This window comes from Leucobacter sp. NPDC077196, from assembly GCF_040687075.1.
Lineage (GTDB): Bacteria > Actinomycetota > Actinomycetes > Actinomycetales > Microbacteriaceae > Leucobacter.
Genome location: NZ_JBFBML010000001.1, coordinates 22,624 through 47,837 on the forward strand (window position 1 = coordinate 22,624; position 25,214 = coordinate 47,837).

24 protein-coding genes and 1 tRNA gene are annotated in these 25,214 nt (G+C 67.4%); 20 read left to right on the forward strand and 5 right to left on the reverse strand.

What is annotated here, in order from left to right; all coding sequences use genetic code 11:
• Window positions 1–97 precede the first annotated feature (97 nt).
• The 9 genes from AB0O71_RS00095 to AB0O71_RS00135 all read left to right on the forward strand — a co-directional run bounded on the left by AB0O71_RS00095 (window position 98) and on the right by AB0O71_RS00135 (window position 10,156).
• Entirely contained in the window at window positions 98–1,780 is a 1,683-nt protein-coding gene (locus AB0O71_RS00095) for a hypothetical protein (RefSeq protein WP_363740491.1), read from the forward strand.
• On the forward strand, window positions 1,777–2,523 hold the full coding sequence (locus tag AB0O71_RS00100) for a helix-turn-helix domain-containing protein (protein ID WP_363740494.1): 747 nt from the start codon (window positions 1,777–1,779) through the stop codon (window positions 2,521–2,523). The genes AB0O71_RS00095 and AB0O71_RS00100 overlap by 4 nt, the downstream gene beginning before the upstream one ends.
• A 29-nt stretch (window positions 2,524–2,552) precedes the next feature.
• Complete coding sequence (locus tag AB0O71_RS00105; RefSeq protein ID WP_363740496.1) at window positions 2,553–3,248, forward strand: hypothetical protein; 696 nt, start codon at window positions 2,553–2,555, stop codon at window positions 3,246–3,248.
• A gap of 17 nt (window positions 3,249–3,265) precedes the next feature.
• Window positions 3,266–4,261 carry a membrane dipeptidase gene (locus AB0O71_RS00110; protein WP_363740498.1) on the forward strand — a complete coding sequence of 332 codons (996 nt, stop codon included), beginning with the start codon at window positions 3,266–3,268 and terminating at the stop codon, window positions 4,259–4,261.
• Window positions 4,258–5,094 carry an ABC transporter ATP-binding protein gene (locus AB0O71_RS00115; protein WP_363740500.1) on the forward strand — a complete coding sequence of 279 codons (837 nt, stop codon included), beginning with the start codon at window positions 4,258–4,260 and terminating at the stop codon, window positions 5,092–5,094. The genes AB0O71_RS00110 and AB0O71_RS00115 overlap by 4 nt, the downstream gene beginning before the upstream one ends.
• Complete coding sequence (locus tag AB0O71_RS00120) at window positions 5,091–5,939, forward strand: ABC transporter permease (RefSeq protein ID WP_363740502.1); 849 nt, start codon at window positions 5,091–5,093, stop codon at window positions 5,937–5,939. The genes AB0O71_RS00115 and AB0O71_RS00120 overlap by 4 nt, the downstream gene beginning before the upstream one ends.
• A 66-nt stretch (window positions 5,940–6,005) precedes the next feature.
• Complete coding sequence (locus tag AB0O71_RS00125) at window positions 6,006–7,118, forward strand: ABC transporter substrate-binding protein (protein ID WP_363740504.1); 1,113 nt, start codon at window positions 6,006–6,008, stop codon at window positions 7,116–7,118.
• 63 nt (window positions 7,119–7,181) lie between these two features.
• Window positions 7,182–8,837: a thiamine pyrophosphate-dependent enzyme gene (locus AB0O71_RS00130; RefSeq protein WP_363740507.1), complete on the forward strand. Its 1,656-nt coding sequence runs from the start codon at window positions 7,182–7,184 to the stop codon at window positions 8,835–8,837.
• The gene (locus AB0O71_RS00135) at window positions 8,834–10,156 is read left to right on the forward strand and encodes an aldehyde dehydrogenase family protein (RefSeq protein WP_363740509.1); all 1,323 of its coding nucleotides are present in this window, start codon (window positions 8,834–8,836) and stop codon (window positions 10,154–10,156) included. Before AB0O71_RS00130 ends, AB0O71_RS00135 begins: the two co-directional genes overlap by 4 nt.
• Here AB0O71_RS00135 and AB0O71_RS00140 read toward each other — a convergent pair.
• Window positions 10,126–10,737 (reverse strand): dihydrofolate reductase family protein, encoded by a 612-nt coding sequence (locus AB0O71_RS00140; protein ID WP_363740511.1) that lies wholly within the window; start codon window positions 10,735–10,737, stop codon window positions 10,126–10,128. The two genes, AB0O71_RS00135 and AB0O71_RS00140, sit on opposite strands and share 31 nt — an antisense overlap.
• A 161-nt stretch (window positions 10,738–10,898) precedes the next feature.
• Here AB0O71_RS00140 and AB0O71_RS00145 point away from each other — a divergent pair, with 161 nt between their 5' ends.
• The 6 genes from AB0O71_RS00145 to AB0O71_RS00170 are packed head-to-tail and all read left to right on the forward strand — an operon-like array spanning window position 10,899 to window position 17,025.
• On the forward strand, window positions 10,899–11,360 hold the full coding sequence (locus AB0O71_RS00145) for a MarR family transcriptional regulator (protein ID WP_363740513.1): 462 nt from the start codon (window positions 10,899–10,901) through the stop codon (window positions 11,358–11,360).
• 23 nt (window positions 11,361–11,383) lie between these two features.
• Window positions 11,384–12,709 (forward strand): MFS transporter, encoded by a 1,326-nt coding sequence (locus AB0O71_RS00150; RefSeq protein WP_363740516.1) that lies wholly within the window; start codon window positions 11,384–11,386, stop codon window positions 12,707–12,709.
• A gap of 4 nt (window positions 12,710–12,713) precedes the next feature.
• Window positions 12,714–13,889: a nucleoside hydrolase gene (locus AB0O71_RS00155; protein WP_363740518.1), complete on the forward strand. Its 1,176-nt coding sequence runs from the start codon at window positions 12,714–12,716 to the stop codon at window positions 13,887–13,889.
• Window positions 13,873–14,727, forward strand: a complete 855-nt coding sequence (locus AB0O71_RS00160) for a histidine kinase (protein ID WP_363740521.1) — start codon at window positions 13,873–13,875, stop codon at window positions 14,725–14,727. The genes AB0O71_RS00155 and AB0O71_RS00160 overlap by 17 nt, the downstream gene beginning before the upstream one ends.
• Before the next feature lie 2 nt (window positions 14,728–14,729).
• Complete coding sequence (locus AB0O71_RS00165; RefSeq protein ID WP_363740523.1) at window positions 14,730–15,614, forward strand: energy-coupling factor transporter transmembrane component T; 885 nt, start codon at window positions 14,730–14,732, stop codon at window positions 15,612–15,614.
• On the forward strand, window positions 15,607–17,025 hold the full coding sequence (locus AB0O71_RS00170) for an ATP-binding cassette domain-containing protein (protein ID WP_363740525.1): 1,419 nt from the start codon (window positions 15,607–15,609) through the stop codon (window positions 17,023–17,025). Before AB0O71_RS00165 ends, AB0O71_RS00170 begins: the two co-directional genes overlap by 8 nt.
• Window positions 17,026–17,335: 310 nt before the next feature.
• Here the strand turns inward: AB0O71_RS00170 and AB0O71_RS00175 are convergent, their stop codons facing one another.
• The 3 genes from AB0O71_RS00175 to AB0O71_RS00185 form a co-directional block, all read right to left on the reverse strand.
• On the reverse strand, window positions 17,336–18,067 hold the full coding sequence (locus AB0O71_RS00175; protein ID WP_363740527.1) for a CE1759 family FMN reductase: 732 nt from the start codon (window positions 18,065–18,067) through the stop codon (window positions 17,336–17,338).
• A gap of 43 nt (window positions 18,068–18,110) precedes the next feature.
• The gene (locus AB0O71_RS00180) at window positions 18,111–18,566 is read right to left on the reverse strand and encodes a MarR family transcriptional regulator (protein WP_363740529.1); all 456 of its coding nucleotides are present in this window, start codon (window positions 18,564–18,566) and stop codon (window positions 18,111–18,113) included.
• A gap of 84 nt (window positions 18,567–18,650) precedes the next feature.
• On the reverse strand, window positions 18,651–19,838 hold the full coding sequence (locus AB0O71_RS00185) for a CE1758 family FMN-dependent luciferase-like monooxygenase (protein ID WP_363740532.1): 1,188 nt from the start codon (window positions 19,836–19,838) through the stop codon (window positions 18,651–18,653).
• A gap of 124 nt (window positions 19,839–19,962) precedes the next feature.
• On the opposite strand from AB0O71_RS00185, the gene AB0O71_RS00190 reads away from it, so the two are divergent.
• On the forward strand, window positions 19,963–20,778 hold the full coding sequence (locus AB0O71_RS00190; RefSeq protein WP_363740534.1) for a lytic murein transglycosylase: 816 nt from the start codon (window positions 19,963–19,965) through the stop codon (window positions 20,776–20,778).
• An 11-nt stretch (window positions 20,779–20,789) separates the two neighbouring features.
• On the opposite strand, the gene AB0O71_RS00195 is transcribed toward AB0O71_RS00190, so the two are convergent.
• The gene (locus AB0O71_RS00195) at window positions 20,790–21,992 is read right to left on the reverse strand and encodes a pyridoxal phosphate-dependent aminotransferase (RefSeq protein WP_363740536.1); all 1,203 of its coding nucleotides are present in this window, start codon (window positions 21,990–21,992) and stop codon (window positions 20,790–20,792) included.
• A gap of 219 nt (window positions 21,993–22,211) precedes the next feature.
• On the opposite strand from AB0O71_RS00195, the gene AB0O71_RS00200 reads away from it, so the two are divergent.
• The 4 genes from AB0O71_RS00200 (at window position 22,212) to AB0O71_RS00215 (ending at window position 25,112) form a co-directional block, all read left to right on the forward strand.
• A tRNA-Trp gene (locus AB0O71_RS00200) sits at window positions 22,212–22,284 on the forward strand.
• A gap of 54 nt (window positions 22,285–22,338) precedes the next feature.
• Window positions 22,339–22,611, forward strand: coding sequence for a preprotein translocase subunit SecE (secE, locus tag AB0O71_RS00205; protein ID WP_363740538.1), 273 nt, complete (start codon window positions 22,339–22,341; stop codon window positions 22,609–22,611).
• A gap of 46 nt (window positions 22,612–22,657) precedes the next feature.
• Window positions 22,658–23,470, forward strand: a complete 813-nt coding sequence (gene nusG / locus AB0O71_RS00210) for a transcription termination/antitermination protein NusG (protein ID WP_363740540.1) — start codon at window positions 22,658–22,660, stop codon at window positions 23,468–23,470.
• A gap of 67 nt (window positions 23,471–23,537) precedes the next feature.
• Window positions 23,538–25,112: a molybdopterin-dependent oxidoreductase gene (locus AB0O71_RS00215; RefSeq protein ID WP_363740542.1), complete on the forward strand. Its 1,575-nt coding sequence runs from the start codon at window positions 23,538–23,540 to the stop codon at window positions 25,110–25,112.
• Window positions 25,113–25,214: the final 102 nt, after the last annotated feature.

The following is a 25,214-nucleotide window of genomic DNA, read 5'->3' on the forward strand; positions in this document are numbered from 1 at the left end:
TTGGCAGCGGATAGATCGCATGCTAGCATCGCTCGTATTGCAGAACAAGATGCCGTCTGTACATATTAGACAGCGAACGCAGAGCCCGAGGAAGTGCATGAAGAACCGTCAGGTCGATACCCGTGGTCGCGCAGCCGAGACCGTCATGAACCCGCGTCGCCTCGGAGCGCTGCAGCCCAATCGGTTGAGCGCGGCGCGGAGCCTGTACGCGAAGATGCACCGGGAGCACTGGCGCATCGAGCTTGTCGCGGCCGACATCGATCGCGTCGGGGCGGGTCGCGTGCTGTACCGCGTCGATGCCGGTGGGCACGTCATGCACGTCGTCGCCTTCTCTGAAGAGCCGAAGATGGTGGATCGCAGCCCGCGCATCATCGGGTCGAGCTGGGACATCGTCGGAGCGTTGATCGACGGCGAGGTGACCGACGAAGAGCTCGAAGACACGCGCACGGCGATTCCCCGCCTCTACGCGGGCCGCGCGACTCCAGAGACGCTCGTCTGGTTCCGCGCGAATCGCAGCATCCGCGTCTTCGACCACGTGGTCGACGCGCTGTCTGCGGCGCAGCAGCCCGATCTCGAGCGCATCGCCGAGGTCGGGTACCTGCTGCGCAACACCGGTCTCGACGGCAACGGAACCTTTGGTACCAAGGACTTCCAGAATTACGGTGCCGAGCACCCGCTCGCGACTCCCTATTACGCCCAGCTGTTCACCGCGTACATGATGCGGGAGATCTCACTCGATCTGGTCAATCGCATCGCTCGCGCCCGCAGCGCGGATGCCGTCGAGGCAGACGAACGCACGCGGGGCAGCATTGCAGTCGGCAACGGGTCGGCACTCGGTCTCGTGCTCCTCACGATGAATCGCCCGCAGCTGGTCAACGCGTGGCTCAGCGGATACGAGACGCTGCTCGCGGGGGTATTCGAGCGGTATGTCACCGCCGAGGTCTTCGCTCGCGTCGACGAGCTGCTCTGCGAAGCGATCGAGTTCAAGGAGCAGGACAGCACGGACTACGGTGTCTTCCCCTCGGGAGAAGCGGTCGCGGTCGATCTCGCGGTCGTGCGGCGACTGCTGCGGAAAGCGGAGCAGATGCACGCGGCCGGCGTCGCAGTGACGCTCGGCGAGGTCTCGCGTTCGATTCCGGATACGGTGACCCCTGACGCGCAAGAGATGTTCCACTCCCTCTTGCTCGAACTCGCGCCGGTCGAGCAGGTCGTCGAGGCGACCCGCTCCCTCATCGTCGACGAGCGAAAGCAGGTCGACCCCACGGCGACCGTCGCTCAGCTCTCGGCCCAGATCTCACGGGCCTTCGCCTGGGTCACGGAGTTCCCGGTCGCCTCGCGCGAGGATCGCTCGCGCATCTGGTACAAGTCGCGCAACTCCGAGGAACCGCGGAGCGGCCCTGTCGCGGAGGTGCCAGACCGCACGAACGACCTCGCGGTCGACCTGCTGGGCGGAGTGCGCGAGTTGCAGCAGGCGTTGGGCCATGCCATTCCTGCCGAGCGGGTGGGGCGGTTCGTCGCGCGGCACCCGCATCTCGGCCAGATCGTCGGATATGTGCAGGCGACCGCCGACCTGCCCTATGCGACCCCGCACATGGACGTTCGCGACGACCGCTTCGTGCCGGCGTACATCATCAGGCTGTTCAACGCGTTCTGCTACGGACTCGACAAGACCCGCGACGTGCACCAGCGCAACCTGCGCGGGTTGATCTTCGAGAACGCGCACTTCGGTCGAGACCTCGATCTGGAGCCGCGCGACTGGCGCTGGGCGGTGAGCGCGTGAACGCGGAGCGGGCCGACGAGCAGGGGCGAACGAAGGCCGGCACCCCGGTGCTGCAGACGGGCATGAAGATGCTCGCCGCGATCGACATGCTCTCCACATCGGAGAACGGAACGACGGTCTCCGTGTTCGCGGAGCGGATGGGCTGGGCGCGCGCAGCCGCTCACCAGTATCTGCAGACCGCTGTTGCCGCCGGGTGGGCGTTCCAAGACGAGAGCGCCACCTATCATCTGAGCCTGCATGTCGCCGAGCTCGCGACCAAGGTGAACCCGGCGAAAGAGCTCAGGCCAGTGCTGCTGCCGGTGATGCAGGAGGCCGTCGCCGAACTCGGAGCCCCGGTCTCGTTCGCCGTGATGGAGCAGAGCAGTCCGGTGATCGTCGAGCGCGTGGAACCGGTGCGCGCGAAGTTCATCCGACGCGGCTACGAAGCCAGGGTCTCCCCGCGCTCCTCCGCCTCCGGGCAGGTGCTGCTCGGCTTCTCAGACGATGTCTACCGGGCGGTCGCCCGCGAGGCCGAGGTGCTCGACGACTCCGTGTACGAGCGGGTCAGGACGCAGGGCTATGCGCTCGTGCACTCGGTGTGGCTGGGCGACCTCATCACCGCCGTGGCAGTGCCGATCATGAAGGGCGGAGCCTGCGTCGGCGCGCTGAGCGTGATCACCGAACAGGGCGTGCTGCCCGACGACACCCTCATCACGACGATGCAGCGCGCCGCGACGCGCATCAACAACGATCTCGCCGCGTAGCAGCGAATCGAAGAAGGAGAATGACAGCAGTGGCTCTCGAAGTACAACAACGAAGTGTTCTTTCGGCCTTCGCGAACGACGATCCGGAAACGCTTCCGCACACGGATCACATTCCGGCGCGCATCCGCATGTCGCGCCGTGAACTCTCGCTCATCGTGGAGCGGCTCGTCATGGCGCTCGATTGCCCTCAGGGGATGTGGCCGGGGGTGCGAGACTTCGTGCTCGAGACGATCGCGGTCACGGGAAGCGCCGGGCTCGACGAACTCGAGCGCGCCATCACGGCTCGCGAACCCGGCCGCACCTGGACGGGCGCGCGAGTCACCGACGCGGGCATCGATGTCGCTGGAGAGAGCCTGCTGCTCGCGGGAGACGTGATCGTCAATGCGTTGCTCGCGGCGGCGGCCGACGATCCGACGGCGCCGTTTATCGTGAGCGGTCTTGAATCGATCGTCGGCTCGGCCGGACTCGAGGTGCGCGCGCGTTACCACGGGTACGCGCTGACTTCGGAGGCGGACCACGACGCCGGCACGCTTCGCATCTCCATCGCGCCCTGCGAGGCCGATCGCGGGGCAGATGTGGTGCAGCTGCTGCGAAACGGCATCGACGTGTCGGGCGAGCAGTGGTGGCGCATCTACCAACCATCGAACTTCGCGCTGAGCATCGAGTCGGAGCTCTCGCGCACACACACCGGAGTGAGCGAAACGCTCCTCCACTATTCGGTCTGAAACCCGTGGGGGGAACCATGATTGTCGATAGTTTGATCTGTTCCCGGCTCGACCGCCGGGGCATCGAAGAAATCCGGGAGGGCGGCGTCGACGTCGTCACTGTGACGTGCGGCTTCTGGGAGGACGCCATCGAGTCGCTCGATGCGATCGTCTCGTGGCGCGAGCTGGCCGAAGCGAACAGCGACATCGCGCAGATCGTCACCAGCGCTGCGGAGATGCGCGCGGCCCGCGACGCCGGCCGGCTCGGCATCGTGCTCGGATTCCAGAACAGTTCGTTCTTGCAGGGGCGTCTCGGGTTCGTCGAAGTATTCGCCGATCTCGGCGTGCGCGTCGCGCAGCTGACGTACAACATCCAGAACGACATCGGGGGCAGTTGCTACGATCCGCACGACTCCGGGCTGACCCGGTACGGCGCTGAAGTCGTGGGCGAGATGAATCGCACCGGCATGGTCATCGACCTCTCGCACGTGGGCAATCGCACGTCGCTCGACGCTGTGCACGCGTCAAGCCTGCCGGTCGCGGTGACGCACGCGAACATCTTCGAACTGGTGGAGCACCCGCGCAACAAGCCGCTCGAGGTGCTCCGGCCGCTCGTCGAACGCGGCGGGGTGATCGGACTCACGACCTATCACAACCTCACGCGGGGCCGGATCGCCACCCCCGAGCTGTGGTCGGAGATGGTCGCCCGATCCATCGATCTCTTGGGTCTCGCCGCCATCGGCATCGGCACCGACGCGAATCAGCGCGGCACGGACGAGTACCGGGAATGGATGCGGCGCGGGCGCTGGAGCCGGAAGCCGCAGCAGGGCGCATCTCCGCCTGCCGGCGTCGCGCCCTCGGCCCGTCCCGACTGGTTCGGCGGGCCGCAGGACTTCGGGCGCCTGGGAGCCGCCCTCGAAGCGAGGGGGCTCACGCAGGAGGAGCGCGATCTCGTGCTCGGAGGCAACTGGATGAATTTCACCACCCGCGTCATCGATGACGTCCGGGAGAAGCAGATGGGAGGGGCCGTATGAGTGCGTCACTAGCAGAGCGGACGCGGTTGGGGGGCGTGAGCGTCGACGGCGTATCGAAGGTCTTCCGTCGAAAGCGTCTCGAGATCCACGCGCTCTCCGAAACGAATGTCGAGTTCGAGCGGGGCGAGTTCGTGTCGCTCATCGGCCCGAGCGGGTGCGGCAAATCGACGCTGTTGAAACTCATCGCGGGTCTCGATACCCCGACGAGCGGCCAGATACGCGCAGGCGGCGAAGTCGTCTCTGGAACGTTGCCGTCGGCGAGCGTCGCCTTCCAGAAGCCGACGCTCCTGTCGTGGCGCAACGTGACCGACAACATCCTGCTACCGATCGAGATTCGGAACGGCCGCCCCTCGAAGGCCGATCACGCATATGCCGCAGAGCTCATCGAGATGATGGGCCTCCAAGACTTCGCGTCGCATTACCCGCGCGAGCTCTCGGGCGGCATGGAGCAGCGCGCGGCGATCGCGAGGTCGTTGATCACGCGGCCCGATCTGCTGCTCATGGATGAGCCGTTCGGCGCGCTCGACGAGTTCACGCGGGAGGACCTCAACGAGGAACTGCTGCGACTCTGGAACGCGGAGCCGAAGACCGTCATCTTCGTCACGCACAGCATCTCGGAGGCGGTGTTCCTCTCCGACCGGATCGTCGTGATGTCGGCGCGTCCTGGGCGCATCGTCGACGTCATCGACGTCGACCTCCCGAGGCCTCGTTCGGCACGAACGCGGACCTCGCCCGAATTCAACGAGCTCGTGAGGCGCGGGCGCGTGAGTCTTGAAGCCGCGAAGGCGGCCGGCGGACCCACGCACGATGCAGAGGCAGGTGGAAAGCCATGAGCGCGACCAAGACCGAACTGATGCCGGTGCTCTCCGGCGATGACGTGCGAACGACGACCGGGCGTGAGACGACGCTGCGCAGCGTCTTCGCCTCGACGAACGTGCGCGCGGTGCTCATCGTGATCGCGATCTTCGGCGGCGGCTTCTGGCTGTGGAATGTCAGCACCGAACGCGGGTGGGTGTCGCCGCTGCTGCTCGCTCCGCCGGAGGCGGTCGGGGAGGCCCTCGGGCGCATGTTCTCGGACGGGACGATCTGGACGAATCTCGCGGCAACGGCGCAGATCACGATCCTCGGTCTCACCATCGCCATCGTGCTCGCGCTGCTGATCAGCTTCCTCTTCGTGTTCTCGGAGTCGCTGCGCAAGGCCGTCTACCCGATGCTCATCATCATCCAAACATTCCCGAAGGTTGCGATCGCTCCACTGATCATCGCCGGCTTCGGCTACGGCACGACGCCCAAGGTGATTCTCGCCGCGCTCATGGCCTTCTTCCCGATTCTCGTCAACGCGCTGGTCGGCATGACGAACATCAATAACGATCAGGTCAATCTCTTCCGCTCGGTGGGTGCCTCGAAGTGGCAGGTGATTCGCAAGCTCCGGATCCCGAACGCGATCAGCTACCTGCTTCCGGCGCTCAACAGTGCCGCGGTGCTCGCGCTCATCGGCACGATCGTCGCGGAGTTCGTCTCCGCTCGCGAGGGAATGGGCTTCGCGATCCAGGCCGCAGTGCAGACCGGTTCGGTCGGCACCACCTTCGCCCTGCTTTTCGTGCTGGGCTGCTTCGGCGTCGCGATCTGGCTCACGATGGCGGGACTCAATTTCCTTCTGCGCAAATACCAGCGTTGAGCGCAGGCTCTCTGTACCACTTCGATCCGCAGGCAATGTAGCCATCTCATAGAGGAGAACATCAGAATGAAGCAACACAGGATCACCGCAGCTGCGGCGTTCGCGGCGATCGCGGCTCTCGCGCTCTCCAGCTGCGCGTCGTCGGAAGGCGACGCATCCGCCGAAGGGGCGGCAGACCTGACGCCGATCACCTTCGCCGTGACCGACCAGACGCTCTCGGCTGCGACGGCGAGCTACGCGACGGTGCCGATCGATCTCGGCTACTTCGCCGACGAGGGCCTCGACGTCACGATGCAACCCGTCGAGACCGCGCTTTCGGGTGTGCAGTCGGTGGTGTCGGGCAACTCGGTGTGCACGTACGCGTCCGTCGCGACAGCACTGCCCACCGTGGCAGGCGACCCCTCGATCACGATCGTCGGTTCGACCGCGGGCAACATGTTCCGCGTCGTCGCGCCGAAGTCGTCGGGCTTCACATCGGTGGCCGATCTCGAGGGCAAGACCATCGGGAGCAATTCTGCGACCGCGACGGGCATCAACTACGCGATCGGCGGCATGGAGGCCGCGGGCGCTTCGGCGTCGAAAGAGCAGTTCCTGCCCGTCGGCTTCGGCGCCCAGACGGCCCTCGCCTTCCAGCAAGGGGAGATCGAGGCCTACTCCGCGTGGGACAGCCCGAACCTCGTGGTCGAGTCGCTGCTCGGCGAGGAGCTCGTGAACCTCGACTCCGTCATGAACGACCTCAACGGCACCTCGACGTTCGTCTGCTCCACCGAGGTGGTCGAGAACGACCCCGAGATGATCGCCGGGATCTGGCGCGCGTTCTACAAGGGAGCGATCTTCGCCGAGGAGAACCCGGAAGCGTCGATCAAGCTGCATTGGGAGCGGTACCCCTCGGCGAAGCCGACCGAGGGTACGGACGAAGAGCAGCTCGCGCTCGCGGTGCGCCAGCTCACGACGCGTCTCGAACTGACCGGTGGTCAGGGCGGCTCGGGGCAGTACGGGCTGCAGACCGATGAGGATCTGCAGCAGATGGTGGATCTGCTGACCGAGTACGGGGTCATCGAGGGCGCGGCAGCCGACTACGACGTCGCCACGCTCTTCAACCACGACCTGACCGATCAGATCAACGACTTCGACCCCGAGGCCATCCGGGAAGAAGCGAACAACTACACGGCCGAGTAGCGAGCGGGGGTGCGGGCCGCGGGCTCGCACCCCCTCAGCAGTACATCCCAGGAAAAGGTGCGCATGTCCGACCTCGTCTCGAATACCATTGTCACGCAGCTCGAGCTTCGCGAGGTTCCTCGCGTCTATCAAGTGCCGGGGGAGAGCTTCCTCGGACTCCTCGATGCCCTGCACGACTCCCATATCGAGCTCGTCACCGCTCGTCACGAGGGCGGGGCCGGGTTCATGGCGGTGGCCGAAGCGAGACTCACGGGCCGCGCGGGGGTCGTCGCGGTGACGCGCGGGCCGGGCGCTGCCAACGCCTCGATCGCCATCCATACCGCGTACCAGGACTGCACGCCGCTCGTCGTCTTCGTCGGGCTCATCTCGACCCACGTGCGCGACCTGGAGTCGTTCCAAGAATTTGACCTCAAGGCGTGGTTCGGCAGCACCGCGAAAGCCGTGTTCATCCTCGATACTCCCGAGACCGCGGCGGAACGCGTCGCGCGCGCTTTCGAGATCGCCGAGTCGGGTCGACCAGGCCCCGTGGTGGTCGGCCTGCCCGAAGAGGTGCTCGTAGAGCGCGCTGCGGGAGTGCTTCCGGTGCGGCAGACCGAGCGGCCCGCCGTGATCTTCGCCCCCGAATCGGTCAGCGCAGCGATCGAGGCGATCGACGCCGCCGAGCGGCCGGTCTTCGTCGTCGGCGGAGACGCTTGGAACTCCGATTCCGCGGCGGTGCTGCGCCGAATCGCCGAGCATGCAGCGATCCCGGTCGTCTCCGACTTCCGCAGTCACGACGCGTTCCCGCACGACTCCGCGGCGTGGGTCGGAAGCCTCGGCTTCGGCCGCAACGAGGGCGCGTCCGAAGCCTACGGAGCAGCAGACCTGGTCTGCTACCTCGGCACCGTGAGGCGAGATGTGCTCTCCGACGAATACACGCTCGGCGGCGGTGAAGACTGCACGATCGTGGTGAGCGCCGATGCCGACCTGCTCGGGCACGAGGGGCAGGTCTCCGTGCAGTTCGTCGCCGATCCGGGAGATTGGCTCACATCCCTCACCGAGCTGCGCGCGGCGACACCCGCGCGCCTCGAACGTCTGCACCGCACGCGGCAGGCGTACCTCGACTGGAGCACGCCGGCGGCGGAGCGCTCAGGGGAAGACGCGTGGCGCGGCTCGGTGTTCGGCGAGCTGCAGCGTCAACTCCCGAACGACGCCATCATCGCGGTGGGTGCGGGCAACTACGTCATCGGCGCACTGCGGTACCTGCATCATCAGCAGCCGCGCACATTCATCGGGCCGCGGAACGGGGCGATGGGCATGGGAGTTCCCGCAGCGGTCGCCGCTTCGCTGGTGCATCCGGATCGAACCGTGGTCGCACTGGCCGGAGACGGCTGCTTCGGCATGAACGGCCAGGAACTCGCGACGTTGCAAGCGACGAACGGACGCGCCATCGTCATCGTCATCGATAACGCGGGGTTCGGCACGATCCACTCACATCAGGAGCGACACTTTCCCGGGCGCCCCTCGGGAACCTCGCTCACGAACCCCGACTATGCGATGCTCGCCCGTGCGCACGGTCTCGAGGCGCATGACATCAGCGATATCGCCGACTTCGGCCCGGCGCTCGAGAGCGCACTCGCCGCGGAGCGATCGACACTGCTGTGGGTGCGGATCGATCCCGTTCCCACCGCACCGGCGTCACCCGCGCTCGACGCCCAGACGTCTGAGGTGACGGTATGAGCACCGAGCCTTCGACGGTCGATCGGGTGCTCGCGCTCGCCGCAGCGGCGTCCGCCCCGTGGAGCCGACAGAGCATTGGCGCCCGTGCGCGCGTGCTGGCGAAAGCCGCCGAACTGTACGAGCAGCGCGCCGACGAGATCGCTCGGCAGATGGCGCTCGATATGGGCAAACCCATGACTCAGGGGCTTGCTGAGGTGCGGTCGTGCATTGCGATACTGACCTATTACGCCGAAAACGCCGCAGAGCTGCTGGGGCCCGAGCTCATCGCCCACGAAGACGGCAATCTCGCCGAGGTGCGGTTGCAAGCGGTCGGCGTGGTGCTCGGCATCATGCCGTGGAACTATCCGCACTATCAGCTGATCCGATGCATTGCCCCGAACCTGCTGCTCGGAAACGCGGTCGTGTTCAAGCACGCTTCGATCTGCGGGGGAAGCGCCGCGCTGGTCGAAGAGCTCTTCAGCGAGGCCGGTGCGCCCGACGGACTCGTGCACCACTCGAAGTTCACGCACGACGAGGTGTTCGCGGCGATTGCGCACCCCCTCGTTTCCGGCGTTTCGTTCACGGGTGGCGAGCAGGTGGGTGCCGCGATCGCGGAGGCCGCGGGAGCTGCGCTGACGAAGGTCGTGCTCGAGCTCGGCGGCAGCGATCCGTTCATCGTGTTCGACGAATCGCGCGCTGCGGAGCTCGCCCGCCTGGCTGCGACCATGCGCCTGTCGAATGCCGGGCAGACCTGCGTGTCTCCGAAGCGGATCATCGTGCGCCGAGATCTGATCCAGCAATTCGCCGACGATTTCACGGCGGAGTTCCTCGCGGCGCAGCCGGGGGATCCGCTGGACGCCGACACTCGGCTCGGCCCCCTCGCGAACGAAGCGGCGGCTGAAGAGCTGCGTGGTGCGGTGCGCTCGGCGCAGCTCCAGGGAGCCGAGCTGCGCGGATCCATCGAGCGGGACGACGAGGATCCGCGCCGCTTCGCTCCCGTCGTGCTGCTCGAACCGCTCCGCGAGCTTGCGGTCTGGCATCAGGAGCTCTTCGGCCCCGTCGCCATGATCGTCGGAGCCGACTCGGTCGACGAGGCAATCGAACTGGCGAACGACTCACCCTACGGCCTGGGTGCGACCGCCTTCGCGGATACGCCCGAGGCGGCCGAGAGGTTCGCCACCGAGATCGTTGCGGGCATGGTGTCGGTCAACCGGCTCAAGGGAGGCAGTCCCGCGCTTCCGTTCGGCGGAGTCAAGCGCTCGGGGTTCGGCCGCGAACTCGGGGCGCAGGGTCTTCGGGAGTTCTCGAATCAGAAGCTCGTGGTCGTGGCCAGCTCGTAGCGCAGTTGCACCGCCCCCGCGTTGCCGCTCTTCGGCGGCTCGATCAGGCGCAGGTTCGTCGGCATCGTGCCGGCGGGAAGCACCGTGCGGCCCTCGCCGAGCACGATCGGGTACACCCAGAGGCAGAGTTCGTCGAAGAGTCGCTCCGCGATGAGTGTGTGTGCGAGGTCGACGCTCCCGACGACGTGGGTCTCGCGGTGGCGATCGCGGATCGCGCGCACCTCAGCGGCGAGGTCGTCGCCGATGCGCGTGGTTTTTCTCCAGGCGGGCGACAAGTCAGGGTTACGGGTCGCCACGTATTTCGGTGCCGCGTCGAACGTGCGACCGACCGGATGGTCGTTGTGCTTCGGCCAGTACGCGGCGAAGATGTCATAGGTGCGGCGCCCGAGCAGCAGCGCGTCCATGCGGTCAACGTACGCGAGCACCTGCTCTCCGACCATCTCATCATCGAACGACGCCTGCCAGCCGCCGAAGCGGAAACCGCCGCTCGTGTCTTCGTCGGGAGCCCCCGGCGATTGAGCGACGCCGTCGAGGGTGGTGAAGAGATCGATGACGATTCTTCCCGTTGCGGCTTCGGTCATGGGGGCTCCTGTGCCAGTGGCGTCCCGGTCGGAGGGCCGGCAGCGGGTGCGGCCCGCTGACTCGAATCTTCCTCCAGATCCCGTGAAGTATCAACGGCGTCGACCACGCGGAACATGCCAATGCATCGTGGTACGATATAAGACGTGATAGCATCGCTTGTGTGACTGCGCAGCAATCCGTAAATAATTCAGGTGCCGATGCGCTCGCGCTCGATCTCACCCGCGTCACCGGGCGATTCGCCCGCGTGGCCGGCCGCTTCGCCGGAGGCGGCTTCTCGCTCATCGCGTGGCGCGTGCTCTCTGAGCTCGAGCAGGCGGGGCCCTTGCGCATCAGCGCCCTCGCGCATCAGCAACACGTCGCGCAGCCCTCGATGACGGGTCTGGTGCAGCGCCTGGAAGGAGAGGGCTGGGTGAGTCGTGCCCCCGACCCCGGCGACGGACGCGCAACGCTCGTCTCCGTCACGCCCGCGGGTGTGGATGCCCTCGAGGAGTACCGAGCGGCCGCCGCAGCACGGGTGCGCCCGCACCTCGACGCGCTGTCCGACTTCGACCGGGCCACGCTCGCGCGCGCCGCGGAGCTCATGCAGCAGATCGGCGACGGCATCGACGCCCGCCCGGGCTAACCCGCCCCCGCCCCGATCACCGCATGAACCGCGCGCCGAGTGCGCCCGACCACGAGGAGCAGATCACGTCCACCACCGCTGAATCACGACCAGGCACCGAGTCCACAGCCGTATCGTCGCCCGACCAGAAGACGTCGATCCTGCGCCAGCCCACCGCGGTGTGGGCGATCGCCTTCGCATGCGCCGTTTCGTTCATGGGCATCGGGCTGGTCGACCCGATCCTCCCCGCAATCAGTCACGAACTCGGCGCGAGCCCGAGCCAGACCATGCTGCTCTTCACGAGCTACCTCTTCATCACGGGCGCTGCGATGTTCTTCACGAGCTGGGTGTCGAGCCGCCTCGGAGTGAAGCGCACGCTCATCGCCGGACTGGTGCTCGTCGTCATCTTCGCCGCGCTCGCCGGGGCATCGGCGTCGGTCGACGCCATCATCGGGTTCCGCGCCGGCTGGGGTCTCGGCAACGCGCTCTTCATCTCGACCGCGCTCGCCGCGATCGTCGGCGCGGCCTCCGGGGGCGCACGTCAGGCGATCGTGCTCTACGAGGCGGCGCTCGGTGTCGGGCTCGCGGTTGGGCCGTTGGTCGGCGGAGTGCTCGGCACTCTGTCGTGGCGTGGACCGTTCTTCGGCACTGCAGCGCTGATGGGGGTCGCGCTCATTGCGATCCTCGTGCTGCTGCGTCAGCCGAAGCCCGCACCGGTAACCGACGCCGCCCCGCGCGCCGAGCGGGTGTCGATCCTCGCTGGCTTCCGGGCGCTGCGCAATCCCGCACTGCGGTCACTCTCGCTCGTCGCGCTGTTCTACAACTTCGGGTTCTTCGTGCTGCTCGCCTACAGCCCCTACCCGATGGAGGCTGCCGCGAAGCTGCTCGGCGTCGAGTTCGGCGCGCACGAACTCGGGCTCGTATTCTTCGGGTGGGGCCTGGCGCTCGCCATCACCTCGGTGCTCGTCGCGCCGGCGCTCACCCGCCGCTTCGGGCTGCGTCCCGTGCTGTTTTCCATGCTCAGCGGGCTCACCGTCTGCCTCGTGCTGCTCGGCTGCTTCACCGGTTTGCTGACCGGACTCGTCGTCGTCATCATCGTCAGCGGGCTGCTGCTCGGCGTCATGAATACTGCGCTGACCGAGGCCGTGATGGAGGCGACGGATCTGCCCCGCAACGTGGCATCGTCGACGTACTCCGGGGTGCGGTTCATGGGAGGCGCCGTCGCGCCCGCGGTCGCCGGCCCGGTCGCCGAAGCGTTCGGGGCCGGAATGCCCTATTGGTTCGGCGCCGCGGCGATCGTCACCGCAATGATCATGCTCGGGATCGCGGGGCGCCACATCGCCCATATCGGCCGTCCGGCGCCACAATAGAGTCATGGCTGAACCCGCGATCCCGCTCTTCCTCGACTGCGACCCGGGCATCGATGACGCCATAGCGATCGCCTACCTGCTGTGCCAGCCCGACGTCGAGATCGTCGGGATCGCCGCGAGCGGCGGCAACGTCTCGACGGAGCAGGTCGTGCGCAATACGCTCGGCTGGCTCGCACTGGCCGAGCGCGCAGACCTGCCGGTCTATCGCGGCGCGGTGCATCCGCTCGCGCAGACCGCCGCAGCGGCGCGGGAGGAGGCGGAAGCTGCGACTGCTGCCGGCTCAGCCGACCCCGAGTACGCCGAGGTCACCCACGGCGACACCGGGTCGGGGTACGCGACGCTGCCCGATCCGACCTGCTCCACCCGAGATCTCAGCGCCGCGCAGGCCTGGGTCGACGCGGCGAGAGCGCACCCAGGCGAACTCATCGGCGTGATGATCGGGCCCGCCACGAACCTCGCCCTCGCCCTCGAGATCGCGCCGGAGCTGCCTCGACTGCTGAAGCGCCTCTTCGTGATGGGCGGCGCCTTCAACTACCGCGGCAACACGCATCCGACGACGGAGTGGAATGTGAGCTACGACCCGGAGGCCGCCGCACGGGTCTTCGCCGCGTTCGGCGGGGCCTACATCGCTGACGAAGCTCTGTTCCCGCCGGTGATCGGGCCGATCGAAGCGACGGAGATGGTCGAGATGACGCCCGAGCGCCTCAGCCGCATCGTCGATGGAGCGCACTCGGCCCCGGCGCCGTGGCCCGCGTTGCTCCATGAGATCGGAGAGGCGCTGCGGTTCTACTTCGAGTTCCACGAGGAGGACGGCCACGGCTATCTCGCCCATATTCACGACCCCTACGTCGCGGCGACGGCGGTGCACTGGGCGCGGAACGCGGCAGCGTCCGTGCCGCCGATCCGCGGTGCGGGTGCCCCGCGCGACCCGGCCGAGGTGCAGGCCGAATCGCGCGGAACGGCGACGCCTGGCAGAATTCCCTGGGCGGAGACGGTGTTCGCTCCAATCGATGTGGAACTCACCGGCACCCTGACGCGGGGCGAGACCATCGCCGATTGGTTGGGGCGATGGAACCGGCCGGCCAACGCTGAGATCATTCGTCGCGTCGACGCCGCACACTTTCTCGACCACCTCACTGACACCCTGATGGAAGGACCGCAGTATGACCGCACGCGATAGCGTCTCTGGGCAGGGGCTCATCACCACGATGAGTCCCGGAGAAGCCCGCCCCACCGCCCCGAAGTGGGCGTACCTCCTCACCGCCGCAGGTGCGGCTGTGATCATCGCCACCTACGTCGCCGTGCTCGTCACCCAACCGGCGACGCTCGGCCAGGATCTCGGCAACACCACCCTCTGGGTCATGGTCGGCTATCTCGCCGGTGCAGCGCTCATCGCCGCCGGCACGCTGCCGCTCATTCCGCGCAGCATCTTCGCGCTCATGCCGATCGCCATCGCCCTGAACATCACCGTCGGGCAGATCGTCGGCACCCTGACGCCCATTCCCCTCTATCTCGACTCGCTCGGCTCCGTCATCGTCGGAGTGCTGGCCGGTCCTGCTGCCGGCGCACTGACCGGAGTGCTCGGCAATCTCATCTGGGGCGTCACCATCAACCCCACCGTCATCGCCTTCACTGCGGGCGCCGCCTTCGTCGGCGCCGCAGCGGGATGGGCCGCACGACTCGGCGCATTCCGAGCCGCGTGGTGGGCCGTGCTCGCAGGTGCCATCGCAGGGATTCCCGGGGGCGCACTCGGCGCTCCGGTCGCAGCCTTCGTGTTCGGCGGAGGCCTCGGCGTCGGCACCGGCGGCATCGTCGCGACGCTGCAGGCGGCGGGGCTCGAGATGCTGAACGCGACCACCGTGCAGAGCCTCGCCTCCGACACCGCGGACAAGGCGATCATCTTCCTGCTCGCCTTCCTCGTCCTGCGCACCTTGCCCAAGCGCATAGTCAGCAGGTATCCGCTCGCCATGCGCTCGCTCTCGGCCATGCGGTCGAAGACGCACAGCGTTTCGAGCTGATCGTGGAGGATCGCCCGTTCGCCGGCGACCCGGTCGTGAACACGGGCAGCGCCGCGCCCGCCCCGACCGGTGCGGCGAACGGACGACCCGCGATCCACCGCCCCAGCATCTTGCACCCGGCCACTGAACTCGTGCTGCTCGTGTGCGCGCTCGTGCTCACCTACGGCATTCCGTCTCCACTTGTTCCTGCCGCACTGCTCGTCGCGGCGACGGCGGTCGCTGCGGGCTCTCCGCGTGTGCGCTTGGGGCGCTGGTGCGCGACGGTCGCCGTACTCGCGGTGCCGATGCTCATCATGGTGGGTCTCGTACAAGGACTCTTCTATCCGGGCGACGATCTCGAGGTCTTGTGGCAGTGGGGCGCGGCAGCCGTGACCGTCGAAGGTCTGTCGGTGGCACTGCAGCTGTGGCTGCGGGTCGTCGCGATGATCGCCGTGTGCGCACTGTTCGCGTTCGGCTCCGATTCGGCGCGCACCTTCGACGGCATGATCAGACTCCACCTGCCACTCGGCATCGCATACGTCTGCGCCACGGCGCTGAGTCTCGTGCCGCTGCTGCGCGATCAGGTGACGCGGGCGCTCGCCGCCCGAAGCGCGCGCGGCTGGAACACCGGGCGGCTCGCAACGCGCGTGCGCCTCATGCCCGGAATCATCGCAGGGCTGGTGACGGCGTCGCTCGTGCAGCTCGACCAGCGGCACGACACGCTCGAGCAGCGAGGTTTCGGCCGGTCGCCACGGCCGGCTGAACTCCAGGATCACCCCGACGGTGTTGCGCAGCGCGTGCTCAGGTGGGGTGCGCCGGTCGTGACGGTGCTGCTCGTGACCTTGACGCTCGGCGGTGTGCTGCACCTGCCAACAGCGTCTGAACTGCTGGAGGTGCTGCGTGGATGACACCGTAGTGCTCTCGCTCGCTCGAGCGGGGTTCGCGTTCCACGGCTCCGAGACTCAGACACTCGCGGAGATCGACCTGCGTATCGGCCCCGGCGAGATGATTGCCGTGCTCGGCCCCCAGGGGTCTGGTACCTCGACGCTCTGCCGCCTTGCCGCGGGCTTGCTCGGCGATCGCGGTGCGGTCTCGGGCGCGATCACGGTGCGCGGCAGCGTCGCGATGCTCGGCGACGACCCCGAGGCCCAGCTGACGGGCATGACGAGCTACGTCGATGACGAGGTGAGCCTCCCGGCCCGGCTCGCGGGCAGCACGAGGCCGGTGGACATCGGCGCGGTGCTCGACACGTTCGGCATGCAGCGGCTGCTCGGTCGCCGGCTCGACACGCTCTCGGGCGGCGAACGGCAGCTCGTCGCTCTCGCGAGTCTGATGACCGGTGAACCAGCACTGCTCGTGCTCGATCAGCCCGCTCTCTCGCTCGATCCCGACGCCAGAATGCTGCTCGTGCGAGCGCTGCGGAGCTTCTGCGACGCAGGCGGATCGGTGCTGCTCACCGGGCACCAGCACGACGACCTCACTGCCGCAGCGGATCGCGTGGCGTTCGTGCGGGGCGGGCGACTGGTCGGCAGCGCGCGGCCGGCCGAGCTCACGGACGAGGCGCTCGGCGTTCGCGGCGTGTGGAACACCCTGAGCGATGCTGCACACCTGCTTGCGCCACCTCTGCCGGGCGCACATGTGAACGCATCGGAAGCTCTTCTCGACGTGCGCGGTTTGAGTGTGCGCCGCGCGACGACGGAGATCTTCCCACCGCTCGACGTCCGCGCTGCCCCGGGAGAGGTGGCGGCGATCGTCGGACCGAACGGATCGGGCAAGTCGACGCTCTTGCGAGCTGTCGCCGGACTGCTCGAAGTCGACGCGACGGCGGGCACCGCAGGGTCGGTGCGGGTCGGCGGAACGGAACTGGTCCGCATGCCGGCGCATCAGCGCACGCGGTGGCTCGGCTGGGTGGGGCAGGATCCGGGGGCTCAGCTCTCAGCAGCGACGGCGCAGACCGAGCTCGAACGTGCGCTGCCGCTTCCGCCGCACCGCAGACGAGACCGTGCGCGGCTTCGGGAGGAGCGCGCGACGGACGTCGCCGGCGTGCTCGCGCAGACAGGTCTCGTCGAGCAGGCGGCCGAGCACCCGTACGACCTCGCTCCGGCGCAGCGCAAGGATCTGGTGATCGCTTCGGCGCTGCTGCTGCGCCCCGAGGTCGTGCTGCTCGACGAGCCCACGCTCGGGCGTGACTTGGCCGGCATGCGCCGCCTCGAACGGGTCATCCGAGACTTCACGGCATCCGGCGGTGCCGTCGTCGTCACCACGCACGACCTGCGCTGGGCCGCTCGCATCGCCGCTCGCGTGGTGCGGATTCGGTGAGAACTTCGGCTTGCGTGAGGCCGAAAGCTCCGCGCAGACCCCACCGAAGCCGAATGTCTTACCGAACCAGCGCCCCGCGCTGCGCTCCGTGGGCTGGCGCTGTTGCGCCAGCGGGCGCGGTGCCCGAACGCGATGCGTTCGAACTCAACGCCCTGCCTCGCGCTGCGCTCCGTGGGCTGGCGCTGTTGCGCCAGCGGGCGCGGTGCCCGAACGCGATGCGTTCGAACTCAGCGCCCTGCCCCGCGCTGCGCTCCGTGGGCTGGCGCTGTTGCGCCAGCGGGCGCGGTGCCCGAACGCGATGCGTTCGAACTCAGCGTCCTGCCCCGCCCGTCGCCAACTTCATGAGATCGCTGTCGAAGTCGATACCGAGTTCGGTGCCGCCGGCGCTGCCGTATGAGTGCTGGTACGCGCCCCACGTCTCACCGCGCACCGCTTCACGGAATCCGCCTTCCACCAGGGCGACGAGCTCCGTCGCAGCGCGTTCAATGCGCTTGCCGAAGTCGCGGCTCGTCCAGTCGTCGGGCGCCGCGAAGAGGCCAGTCGGCACGGTGATGGTGCGCAGGTAGGAGAAGAGCCCGCGCAGCTGATCGTCGACGACGAGAGCGTGTCGCGCACTGCCCGCGGTCGCGCCGAGCACCACAGGGGTGCCGATGAGCAGATCGTTGTCGAGCACCTGGAAGAACGCGGTGAAGAGCCCGCTCGCACCCGCCTTGTAAACGGGTGTCGAGGCGACGATGGCATCGGCATCGCGCATGATGTCGCTCGCGGCTTGCAGTGCGGGGGAGACATGCTGGGTGACGAGCGCCGTGGTCACGTCCTCGGCGAGCGCGCGCAGATCCACGAAGCGGATCCGCAGCTCGATGCCGCGATTCGTCGCGAGCTTCGCGGCGGCGTCGGCGACGCGATTCGCGAGCATCGTCGTGGTCGACGGGTCGCTCGTTCCCGCACTGACGAGGGCCAGCGTGCGCGGCGCTGTGCTGAGCGCGGTGTCAGAGGCGCGGGCGGAGGATATTTCAGTCGGTCCGTCGAAGGGGGTGTTCATGGCGTGCTCCTCAAGGAACGATAGGGGTGATGACGTGGTGGGGTCAGAGTAAGTCGATGCCCGCGACGAGCTTTCCCGCGAGGCGCCGCAGGTCATCCATCTCCGCAGCGGAGAGAGCGGATCCGAGCTGCCGCGCCACGCTCTTCGCGTGCGCCCGCCCGACCTGCTGCTGCAGGCGCTCGCCCTCCGATGTGAGGCTCAGCAGCACGGCGCGACCGTCTTGGGGATCGGGCTCGCGCGCGATGAGCCCGCGCGTCGCGAGGCGGTCCACCATGCGCGAGAGCGCCGGTTGGCTGAGCAGTACGCCGCTCTGCACGTCGCACATGCGCATCGCCCCAGCGCGCTTTGAGAGCGTGTAGAGCACGTCGTACTCACGCATGCTGATCTCAGACCACATGTGCTCTGCTGCGAAGGTGTGCATCAGCGCCGCGTGCGCCGACATCACCGACTCCCAGGCCTCATTGGCGAGGCGCACATCGATACGAGTGGGCTGTTCCATCTCGCGTTCTCCTTCATGCTGCTGGTCTGACCGGGTGGGGAGGGGCGCCACCGCTGCAGCGCCCCTCCGTGAACGGGCGGAGGATCAAGCGACCCCGAACGCCGCGCCCTGCTTCGCAGGTGAATCCTGGTACGGAGAACCCCCGGTGACATTGTCCCCCCGATTCGCGTTCGGTCGGGGCTGGCGAGGCGCCGCGTCGCCGTACTTCGCGGTGACGAGGTCGGCGTGAGAGGGGGCGTCGGCCACCTCGGGGTCGCGATCCTTCGCCATCTCCGCACGCAGCACGGGAAGCACCTCGGAGCCGAAGAGGTCGAGCTGCTCGAGCACGGTCTTCGTGGGCAGGCCGGCGTGATCGATGAGGAACATCTGGCGCTGGTAGTCGCCGAAGATGTCGCGGAACCCGAGCGTCTTGTCGATGACCTCCTGCGGGCTGCCAACCGTCAGCGGCGTCTGGCTCGTGAAGTCCTCCATGCGGGGCCCGTGACCGTAGACCGGGGCCTCGTTGAAGTACGGTCGGAACTGCGCCCGGGCGTCCTGAGAGTTCTTCGCCATGAACGCCTGGCCGCCGAGGCCCACCACGGCCTGCTTCTGAGTGCCGTGGCCGTAGTGCTCGAAGCGCTCGCGGTAGAACCGCACGAGGCGCAGCGAGTGCTCGGAGGGGGCGAAGATGTGGTTCGAGAAGAACCCGTCGCCGTAGTAGGCGGCCTGCTCGGCGATCTCGGGGGTGCGGATCGAGCCGTGCCACACGAAGGGCGGCACGTCGTCGAGCGGACGCGGCGTGCTCGTGAAGCCCTGCAGCGGGGTGCGGAAATTGCCGTCGTAGTCGACGACGTCTTCGCGCCACAGGCGGTGCAGCAGGTTGTAGTTGTCGAGGGCGAGAGGCAGCGCCGAGCGGATGTCCTTGCCGAACCAGGGGTACACGGGCGCGGTGTTGCCGCGTCCGAGCATGAGGTCCATGCGGCCCTTCGCGAGGTGCTGCAGCATCGCGTACTCCTCGGCGATGCGCACCGGGTCATTCGTCGTGATGAGCGTGGTGCTCGTCGAAAGCTTCAACGTTGTGGTCATTGCCGCGATGTAGGCGAGGAAGGTCGTCGGGCTCGAAGAGAAGAAGGGGGCGTTGTGGTGCTCGCCGACGGCGAAGACGTCGAAGCCCACCTCTTCTGCGTGCACGGCGATCTCAGTCAGTCCCTGGATGCGCGCGGCCTCGCTCGGCGTCTCGCCCGAGACCGGGTCGCGGGTGACGTCACTGACGGAGAAGATCCCGAATTCCATGATGTGCTCCTGTGTGTCTCGCGGTGCCGTGATCGGGGCCGCTGATGGTGTGCGCCATATATATGCGCCTGCATACAAATGTAACACGGTGGCCTCGGATTCATTCCCGGTACCCTGAACGGCGATGAATCTCTCGCACCGTGACGCACGATCGCACGCTGCGGCCGACGTTCGATTCGGTGCAGGATCGCCGCGGCGTGCGCTCCGCTTCGCGCTCGGAGGCGCGGTGATCGCCGCAGCGCTCCTGGCCGGGGGCATTGTGGTGATGGTCGCGCTCGGCACCTGGGAGCAGCGGGCGGCACCGCAGGCCCCATCACCGGCGCCCGCTGCGAGTGCGCCGGATTCCGATATCTCGGAGCCTCCGCCTGCCCTACCGAACGCGGTAGCGCTCGACCCGGCCTGGCTGGACCGGGTGTCGGCGGATGCCGGAATCCCGCAACGGGCGCTTCGCGCATACGCCAGCGCCGCGGTGACGCTGACTGCAGAGCAGCCGGGATGCCACCTCGGTTGGAACATGCTCGCCGGCATCGGCAAGGTCGAATCCGAACACGGCAGCATCAACGGCTCCCGCCTCCTTGCGACCGGGGAGACGGCTCCGCGCATCATCGGCGTGCCGCTCGACGGCACTCGCTTCCTGGCGACGCCCGACACTGACGGCGGTGCGATCGATGGTGATGCCGAGTGGGACCGAGCGGTCGGACCGATGCAGTTCATCCCCGAGACCTGGGCGATGTTCGGTCGAGACGGTAATGGAGACGGGCGCATCGAGATCGATCAGATCGACGACGCAGCCCTCTCCGCCGCGGCGCTGCTGTGCGATCCAGGTCTTGATCTCACCGTGGGCGAGCACTGGATCGAGGCGCTCGATGGCTACAACCCGAGCGCCTCGTACAACAATGACGTGGCTGAAGCGGCCGAGTTCTACGCCCAGTTCGGGTAGCTCCGAGCTGTCTACTCGCTCAGCAGCGCCTGAATGCGGCGAATGCCCTCGACGAGCGCCTCGTCGCCGAGTGCGTAGCTGAAGCGCAGGTACCCGCTCGGGCCGAACGCCTCGCCGGGAACGGCAGCGACCTCGGCCTCGGAGAGGATGAGGTCCGCGAGCTCCAGCGACGTCTCGGGCGTGACGCCCCGATAGGTCTTGCTGAGGGCCGCCGTGACGTCGACGTACGCGTAGAACGCACCCTCGGGCGTCGGGCAGTGGAAGCCGGGAACCTCGTTGAGCTCGGCGACGATCAGCTTGCGCCGACGATCGAACGCCTGCCGCATGGCCTCGATCGGCTCCTGCGGACCCGTGAGCGCCGCGATCGCAGCGCGCTGCGCGATGTTATTGACGTTCGAGGTGAGATGCGACTGCAGGTTCGAAGCGCCCTTCACGATGTCGGCCGGCCCGACCATCCAACCGAGACGCCAGCCCGTCATCGCATAGGTCTTCGCGACGCCGTTGACGAGGATTGCGCGATCCTGCAGCGCCGGAACAGCCTCGACGATGGAGACGGCGCGCACTCCGTCGTACGTCAGGTTCTGGTAAATCTCGTCGGCGATGATCCACAGCCCATTGGCCTCTGCCCACTCGCCGATCGCCCGCGTCTCCTCTGGCGAGTAGACGGCACCGGTCGGGTTGGAGGGCGAGACGAACAGCAGCACCTTCGTGCGATCGGTGCGCGCCGCCTCGAGCTGGTCGACCGTGACCTTGTAGTGCTGGTCAGCTCCCGCGAAGACCTCCACGGGAACGCCATCGGCGAGCTGAATCGCCTCGGGGTACGTGGTCCAGTAGGGAGCGGGCAGCAGCACCTCGTCGCCCGGATCGAGCAGCACCTGGAATGCCTGGTAGACGGCCTGCTTGCCGCCGTTCGTGATGACGACCTGGGAGGGATCGACGGCCCAGCCCGAGTCGCGCGCCGTCTTGTCGGCGACCGCGCGCTTGAGGTCGGGAAGGCCGGCGGCGGCCGTGTAGCGGAAGTTCTTGGGATCGTCGAGTGCGGAGCGAGCGGCGTCGACGATGTGCTCCGGCGTGGAGAAGTCGGGTTCACCTGCCGCGAAACTGATGACGGGACGCCCCTCGGCCTGCAGGGCTTTCGCCTTCGCATCGACCTTGAGCGTCGCCGACTCGGCGATTGCGGAGATCTTCTTTGATAAACGGGAGATGTAGCTCACCGTTCGATCCTATCCCCGGGCGCCTCGGCGTGGGGCGCCCGATCGCGGATGGTGGATGAGAAAACGGTCTCCGACGGGGTGAAGAATTGCGACGCGCCCGGGCACACCGCGCTCGGTTCGACACGGGCAGATCGATCACGTAGAGTATCTCTCGGTAGTTGACTTCTGCCAGAATTTCCTATGCCTGCCAGGCACAGAGATTTTGGTCGAACACTCCATAGGGCAGTGGCGCAATTGGTAGCGCAGCGGTCTCCAAAACCGCAGGTTGCAGGTTCGAGTCCTGTCTGCCCTGCAAGTCCCGTTCGGCGTGAGAGCGCCGAACGGGGGCAACGGAAAGGACACGCGAGTGAGCAGCACTGAAGTCGAGGAGAGCGGCGGCCTCGTCGAGCGCGCCAAGGCCGATCGCGCGGCGAAGCGCAATTGGTTCAGCCGTATCATTCTCTTCATCCAGCAGGTCATTGCCGAGCTGAAGAAGGTCGTCACACCGACCCGCAAGGAACTCATCAACTTCACCCTCGTGGTGATCGCCTTCGTGCTGATCATGATGGCGCTGGTGTGGCTACTCGACCAGGCGTTCGGATTCGTGACGGTCTTCCTATTCGGAACGACGCTCGGCTGATCAGCCGCCGAACGAACCGACCGTAGAGCAAGGAAAGCAAGTAGAGATGACGAGCGAGAACAACACCCCCGAGGCAGACCTCGACGCGGCACTCGATGCATTGGTGCAGTCGACGGACCCCGATGTGGACTCCGCGGTGGAGGACGCGCTCGATATCGACAGCGCTGAAGAGGCCGAGGCGGCAGCCAGCGCAATCGTGGACGAAGAAGCCGAAGAAGAGACCGGCGAAGACGGCGAAGTCGCCGTCGATCCCTACAAGGCCTTCAAGAAAGATCTGCGTCGCCGGCCCGGTAAGTGGTTCGTGATCCACACCTATGCGGGATACGAGCGCAAGGTGAAGTCGAACCTGTGGAACCGTCGCGAGACGATGGGCGCTGTCGACGACATCTTCGAGATCCAGGTCCCCATGGAAGAGGTCATGGAGGTCAAGAACGGGCAGCGCAAAATGGTGACGCGCGTGCGCATCCCCGGCTACGTGCTCGTTCGCATGCACCTCAACGAGACCACCTGGTCCGTCGTGCGCCACACCCCCGGTGTGACCGGCTTCGTCGGCAACGCGCACAACCCGGTTCCGCTGCGCATCAATGAAGCCTTCGAGATGCTGAAGAGCACCGTCGAGCTCGAGCCCGCCGCGACCGCCAAGGGCAAGGCCGCCGCGAACGCCGCGGCTCAGGGCAACGTCGAGATCGACTTCGAGGTCGGCGAGACCATCACCATCAAGTCGGGCTCCTTCGAGGGGCTCCCCGGCACCATCAGCGAGATCAACCCGGCCGCCGGCAAGCTCACGGTGCTCGTATCGCTCTTCGAGCGCGAGACACCGGTCGAGCTCAGCTTCGACCAGGTCACCAAGATGGTCTAACCCCCAATCTGCAGGAAAGCCCCGCTTCGGCGGGGCTTTTTGCATGTTGCGTCGTTACGGTGAGCACATGCAGTCAGGCAGGAAGAGCACACGAGTCGCTGCTGCGGTGCTCGGTGTCGCTTCGGCACTCGCGGTGCTCGGCGTCGCAGAACTGGTCGCAGCATTCGTGAACGCCCGCTCGTCACCGCTCTTCGCCGTCGGCTCGCTCGCGATCGATCTCGCCCCGAGCTGGGTAAAAGACACCATGATCAGCCTGTTCGGCACGGCCGACAAGGTGGCGCTCTTCGTCATTCTCGGTATCGTGCTGCTGGCGCTCGCCGTGATCGCGGGAATCGCCGAGTTGGCCCGACGCTGGACGGGCGTGCTGGTGCTCGGGGTGGTCTCGGCCGTCGCACTGATCGCGATCCTGACCCGCACCGAGGCCACGTTCCTCTGGGCGCTGCCGACCGTGATCGGCGCGTTCGCCGGGTTCTGGGTGCTGCACCGCGGACGGCCGCGGGCTTTGGCCTGGGGTGGGGCCGCGATGCAGCTCGAAACCGCGGGCACCGTGCACCGCAAGAATGACCCGGCGAAGCTGGAGCGACGCAGCTTCCTGCTATTCGTGGGCGCAACGTCGGCGGCCGCTATCGTCATCGGTGTCGGGGCTCGAGTGAAGAATGCCAGCAGTGCCGCCTACACCGCCGTGCGATCGGCGATCCGGCTGCCGAACCCGGCGCAGGCGGCCCCTGCCGTTCCGGCAGCCGCAAGCCTCGACGCAACGGGAATCAGCCCGCTCATCACCCCGAACGCGGACTTCTATCGCATCGATATCGCCCTCCAGGTCCCCAGGATCGATCCGTCGGCCTGGGAGCTGCAGATCACCGGCATGGTCGACACTCCGATGACCATCACCTATGATGAGCTGCTCGCGCTGCCGCTCGAGGAGCACATCACCACGATCGCCTGCGTCTCGAACACCGTCGGCGGCGACCTCATCGGCAATGCGACCTGGCTCGGGTACCCGATCCGAGAGCTCCTGCAGCGAGCGGGAGTCGCGAGCGGCGCCGACATGGTGCTCTCCTCCGGCCCGGACGGATTCACCGCGGGCACCCCGATCGAGGCGCTCACCGATCCCGACCGCAACGCGCTGCTCGCGGTCGGAATGAACGGCGAGCCGCTCCCCGCCGAGCACGGATTCCCGGCGCGGCTGATCGTGCCGGGCCTCTACGGATACGTTTCTGCGACGAAGTGGGTCACGCGCCTGGAGGTGACCCGGTTCGCCGACGCGGAGGGGTACTGGACGCCGCGCGGTTGGTCGGAGCTCGGGCCGATCAAGACCGCCTCCCGCATCGACACTCCGCGCTCCGGGGCGAAAGCAACGGGAGACACGGTGGCGATCGCCGGCGTGGCCTGGGCGCAGCACACCGGGATCGCCGGGGTCGAGGTGCAGGTGCACGACGGCGACTGGCAGCAGGCGACCCTCGCCACCGCGATCTCCGATGACACGTGGGTGCAGTGGACGCTCCCATGGTCGGCCACTCCGGGACGACACACCGCTCGAGTTCGGGCCACCGACGCATCGGGATACACGCAGACCTCGGCGGAGGCTCCACCGGCGCCGAACGGCGCCACGGGTTGGCACTCGGTCGACTTCACCGTGTGAGCCGGGGCGACTGCCGTGGACGGCGTGGGAGCGGCGGGAGCCGCCGACGGCGGGAGCGCGTGCGCGATCCGGCATCATCGGGTAGACTTACCTGGTTTGCGT

Excerpts from the sequence above, each read along its gene's own strand:
- AB0O71_RS00140 (WP_363740511.1), bottom strand. The coding sequence starts at position 10,737 with ATGACCGAAGCCGCAACGGGAAGAATCGTCATCGATCTCTTCACCACC.
- AB0O71_RS00155 (WP_363740518.1), top strand. The coding sequence starts at position 12,714 with ATGGCTGAACCCGCGATCCCGCTCTTCCTCGACTGCGACCCGGGCATC.
- AB0O71_RS00110 (WP_363740498.1), top strand. The coding sequence starts at position 3,266 with ATGATTGTCGATAGTTTGATCTGTTCCCGGCTCGACCGCCGGGGCATC.
- AB0O71_RS00125 (WP_363740504.1), top strand. The coding sequence starts at position 6,006 with ATGAAGCAACACAGGATCACCGCAGCTGCGGCGTTCGCGGCGATCGCG.
- AB0O71_RS00175 (WP_363740527.1), bottom strand. The coding sequence starts at position 18,067 with ATGAACACCCCCTTCGACGGACCGACTGAAATATCCTCCGCCCGCGCC.
- AB0O71_RS00150 (WP_363740516.1), top strand. The coding sequence starts at position 11,384 with ATGAACCGCGCGCCGAGTGCGCCCGACCACGAGGAGCAGATCACGTCC.
- AB0O71_RS00130 (WP_363740507.1), top strand. The coding sequence starts at position 7,182 with ATGTCCGACCTCGTCTCGAATACCATTGTCACGCAGCTCGAGCTTCGC.
- AB0O71_RS00180 (WP_363740529.1), bottom strand. The coding sequence starts at position 18,566 with ATGGAACAGCCCACTCGTATCGATGTGCGCCTCGCCAATGAGGCCTGG.
- AB0O71_RS00160 (WP_363740521.1), top strand. The coding sequence starts at position 13,873 with ATGACCGCACGCGATAGCGTCTCTGGGCAGGGGCTCATCACCACGATG.
- AB0O71_RS00115 (WP_363740500.1), top strand. The coding sequence starts at position 4,258 with ATGAGTGCGTCACTAGCAGAGCGGACGCGGTTGGGGGGCGTGAGCGTC.
- AB0O71_RS00095 (WP_363740491.1), top strand. The coding sequence starts at position 98 with ATGAAGAACCGTCAGGTCGATACCCGTGGTCGCGCAGCCGAGACCGTC.
- AB0O71_RS00185 (WP_363740532.1), bottom strand. The coding sequence starts at position 19,838 with ATGGAATTCGGGATCTTCTCCGTCAGTGACGTCACCCGCGACCCGGTC.
- AB0O71_RS00215 (WP_363740542.1), top strand. The coding sequence starts at position 23,538 with ATGCAGTCAGGCAGGAAGAGCACACGAGTCGCTGCTGCGGTGCTCGGT.
- AB0O71_RS00120 (WP_363740502.1), top strand. The coding sequence starts at position 5,091 with ATGAGCGCGACCAAGACCGAACTGATGCCGGTGCTCTCCGGCGATGAC.
- nusG (WP_363740540.1), top strand. The coding sequence starts at position 22,658 with ATGACGAGCGAGAACAACACCCCCGAGGCAGACCTCGACGCGGCACTC.
- AB0O71_RS00190 (WP_363740534.1), top strand. The coding sequence starts at position 19,963 with ATGAATCTCTCGCACCGTGACGCACGATCGCACGCTGCGGCCGACGTT.
- AB0O71_RS00135 (WP_363740509.1), top strand. The coding sequence starts at position 8,834 with ATGAGCACCGAGCCTTCGACGGTCGATCGGGTGCTCGCGCTCGCCGCA.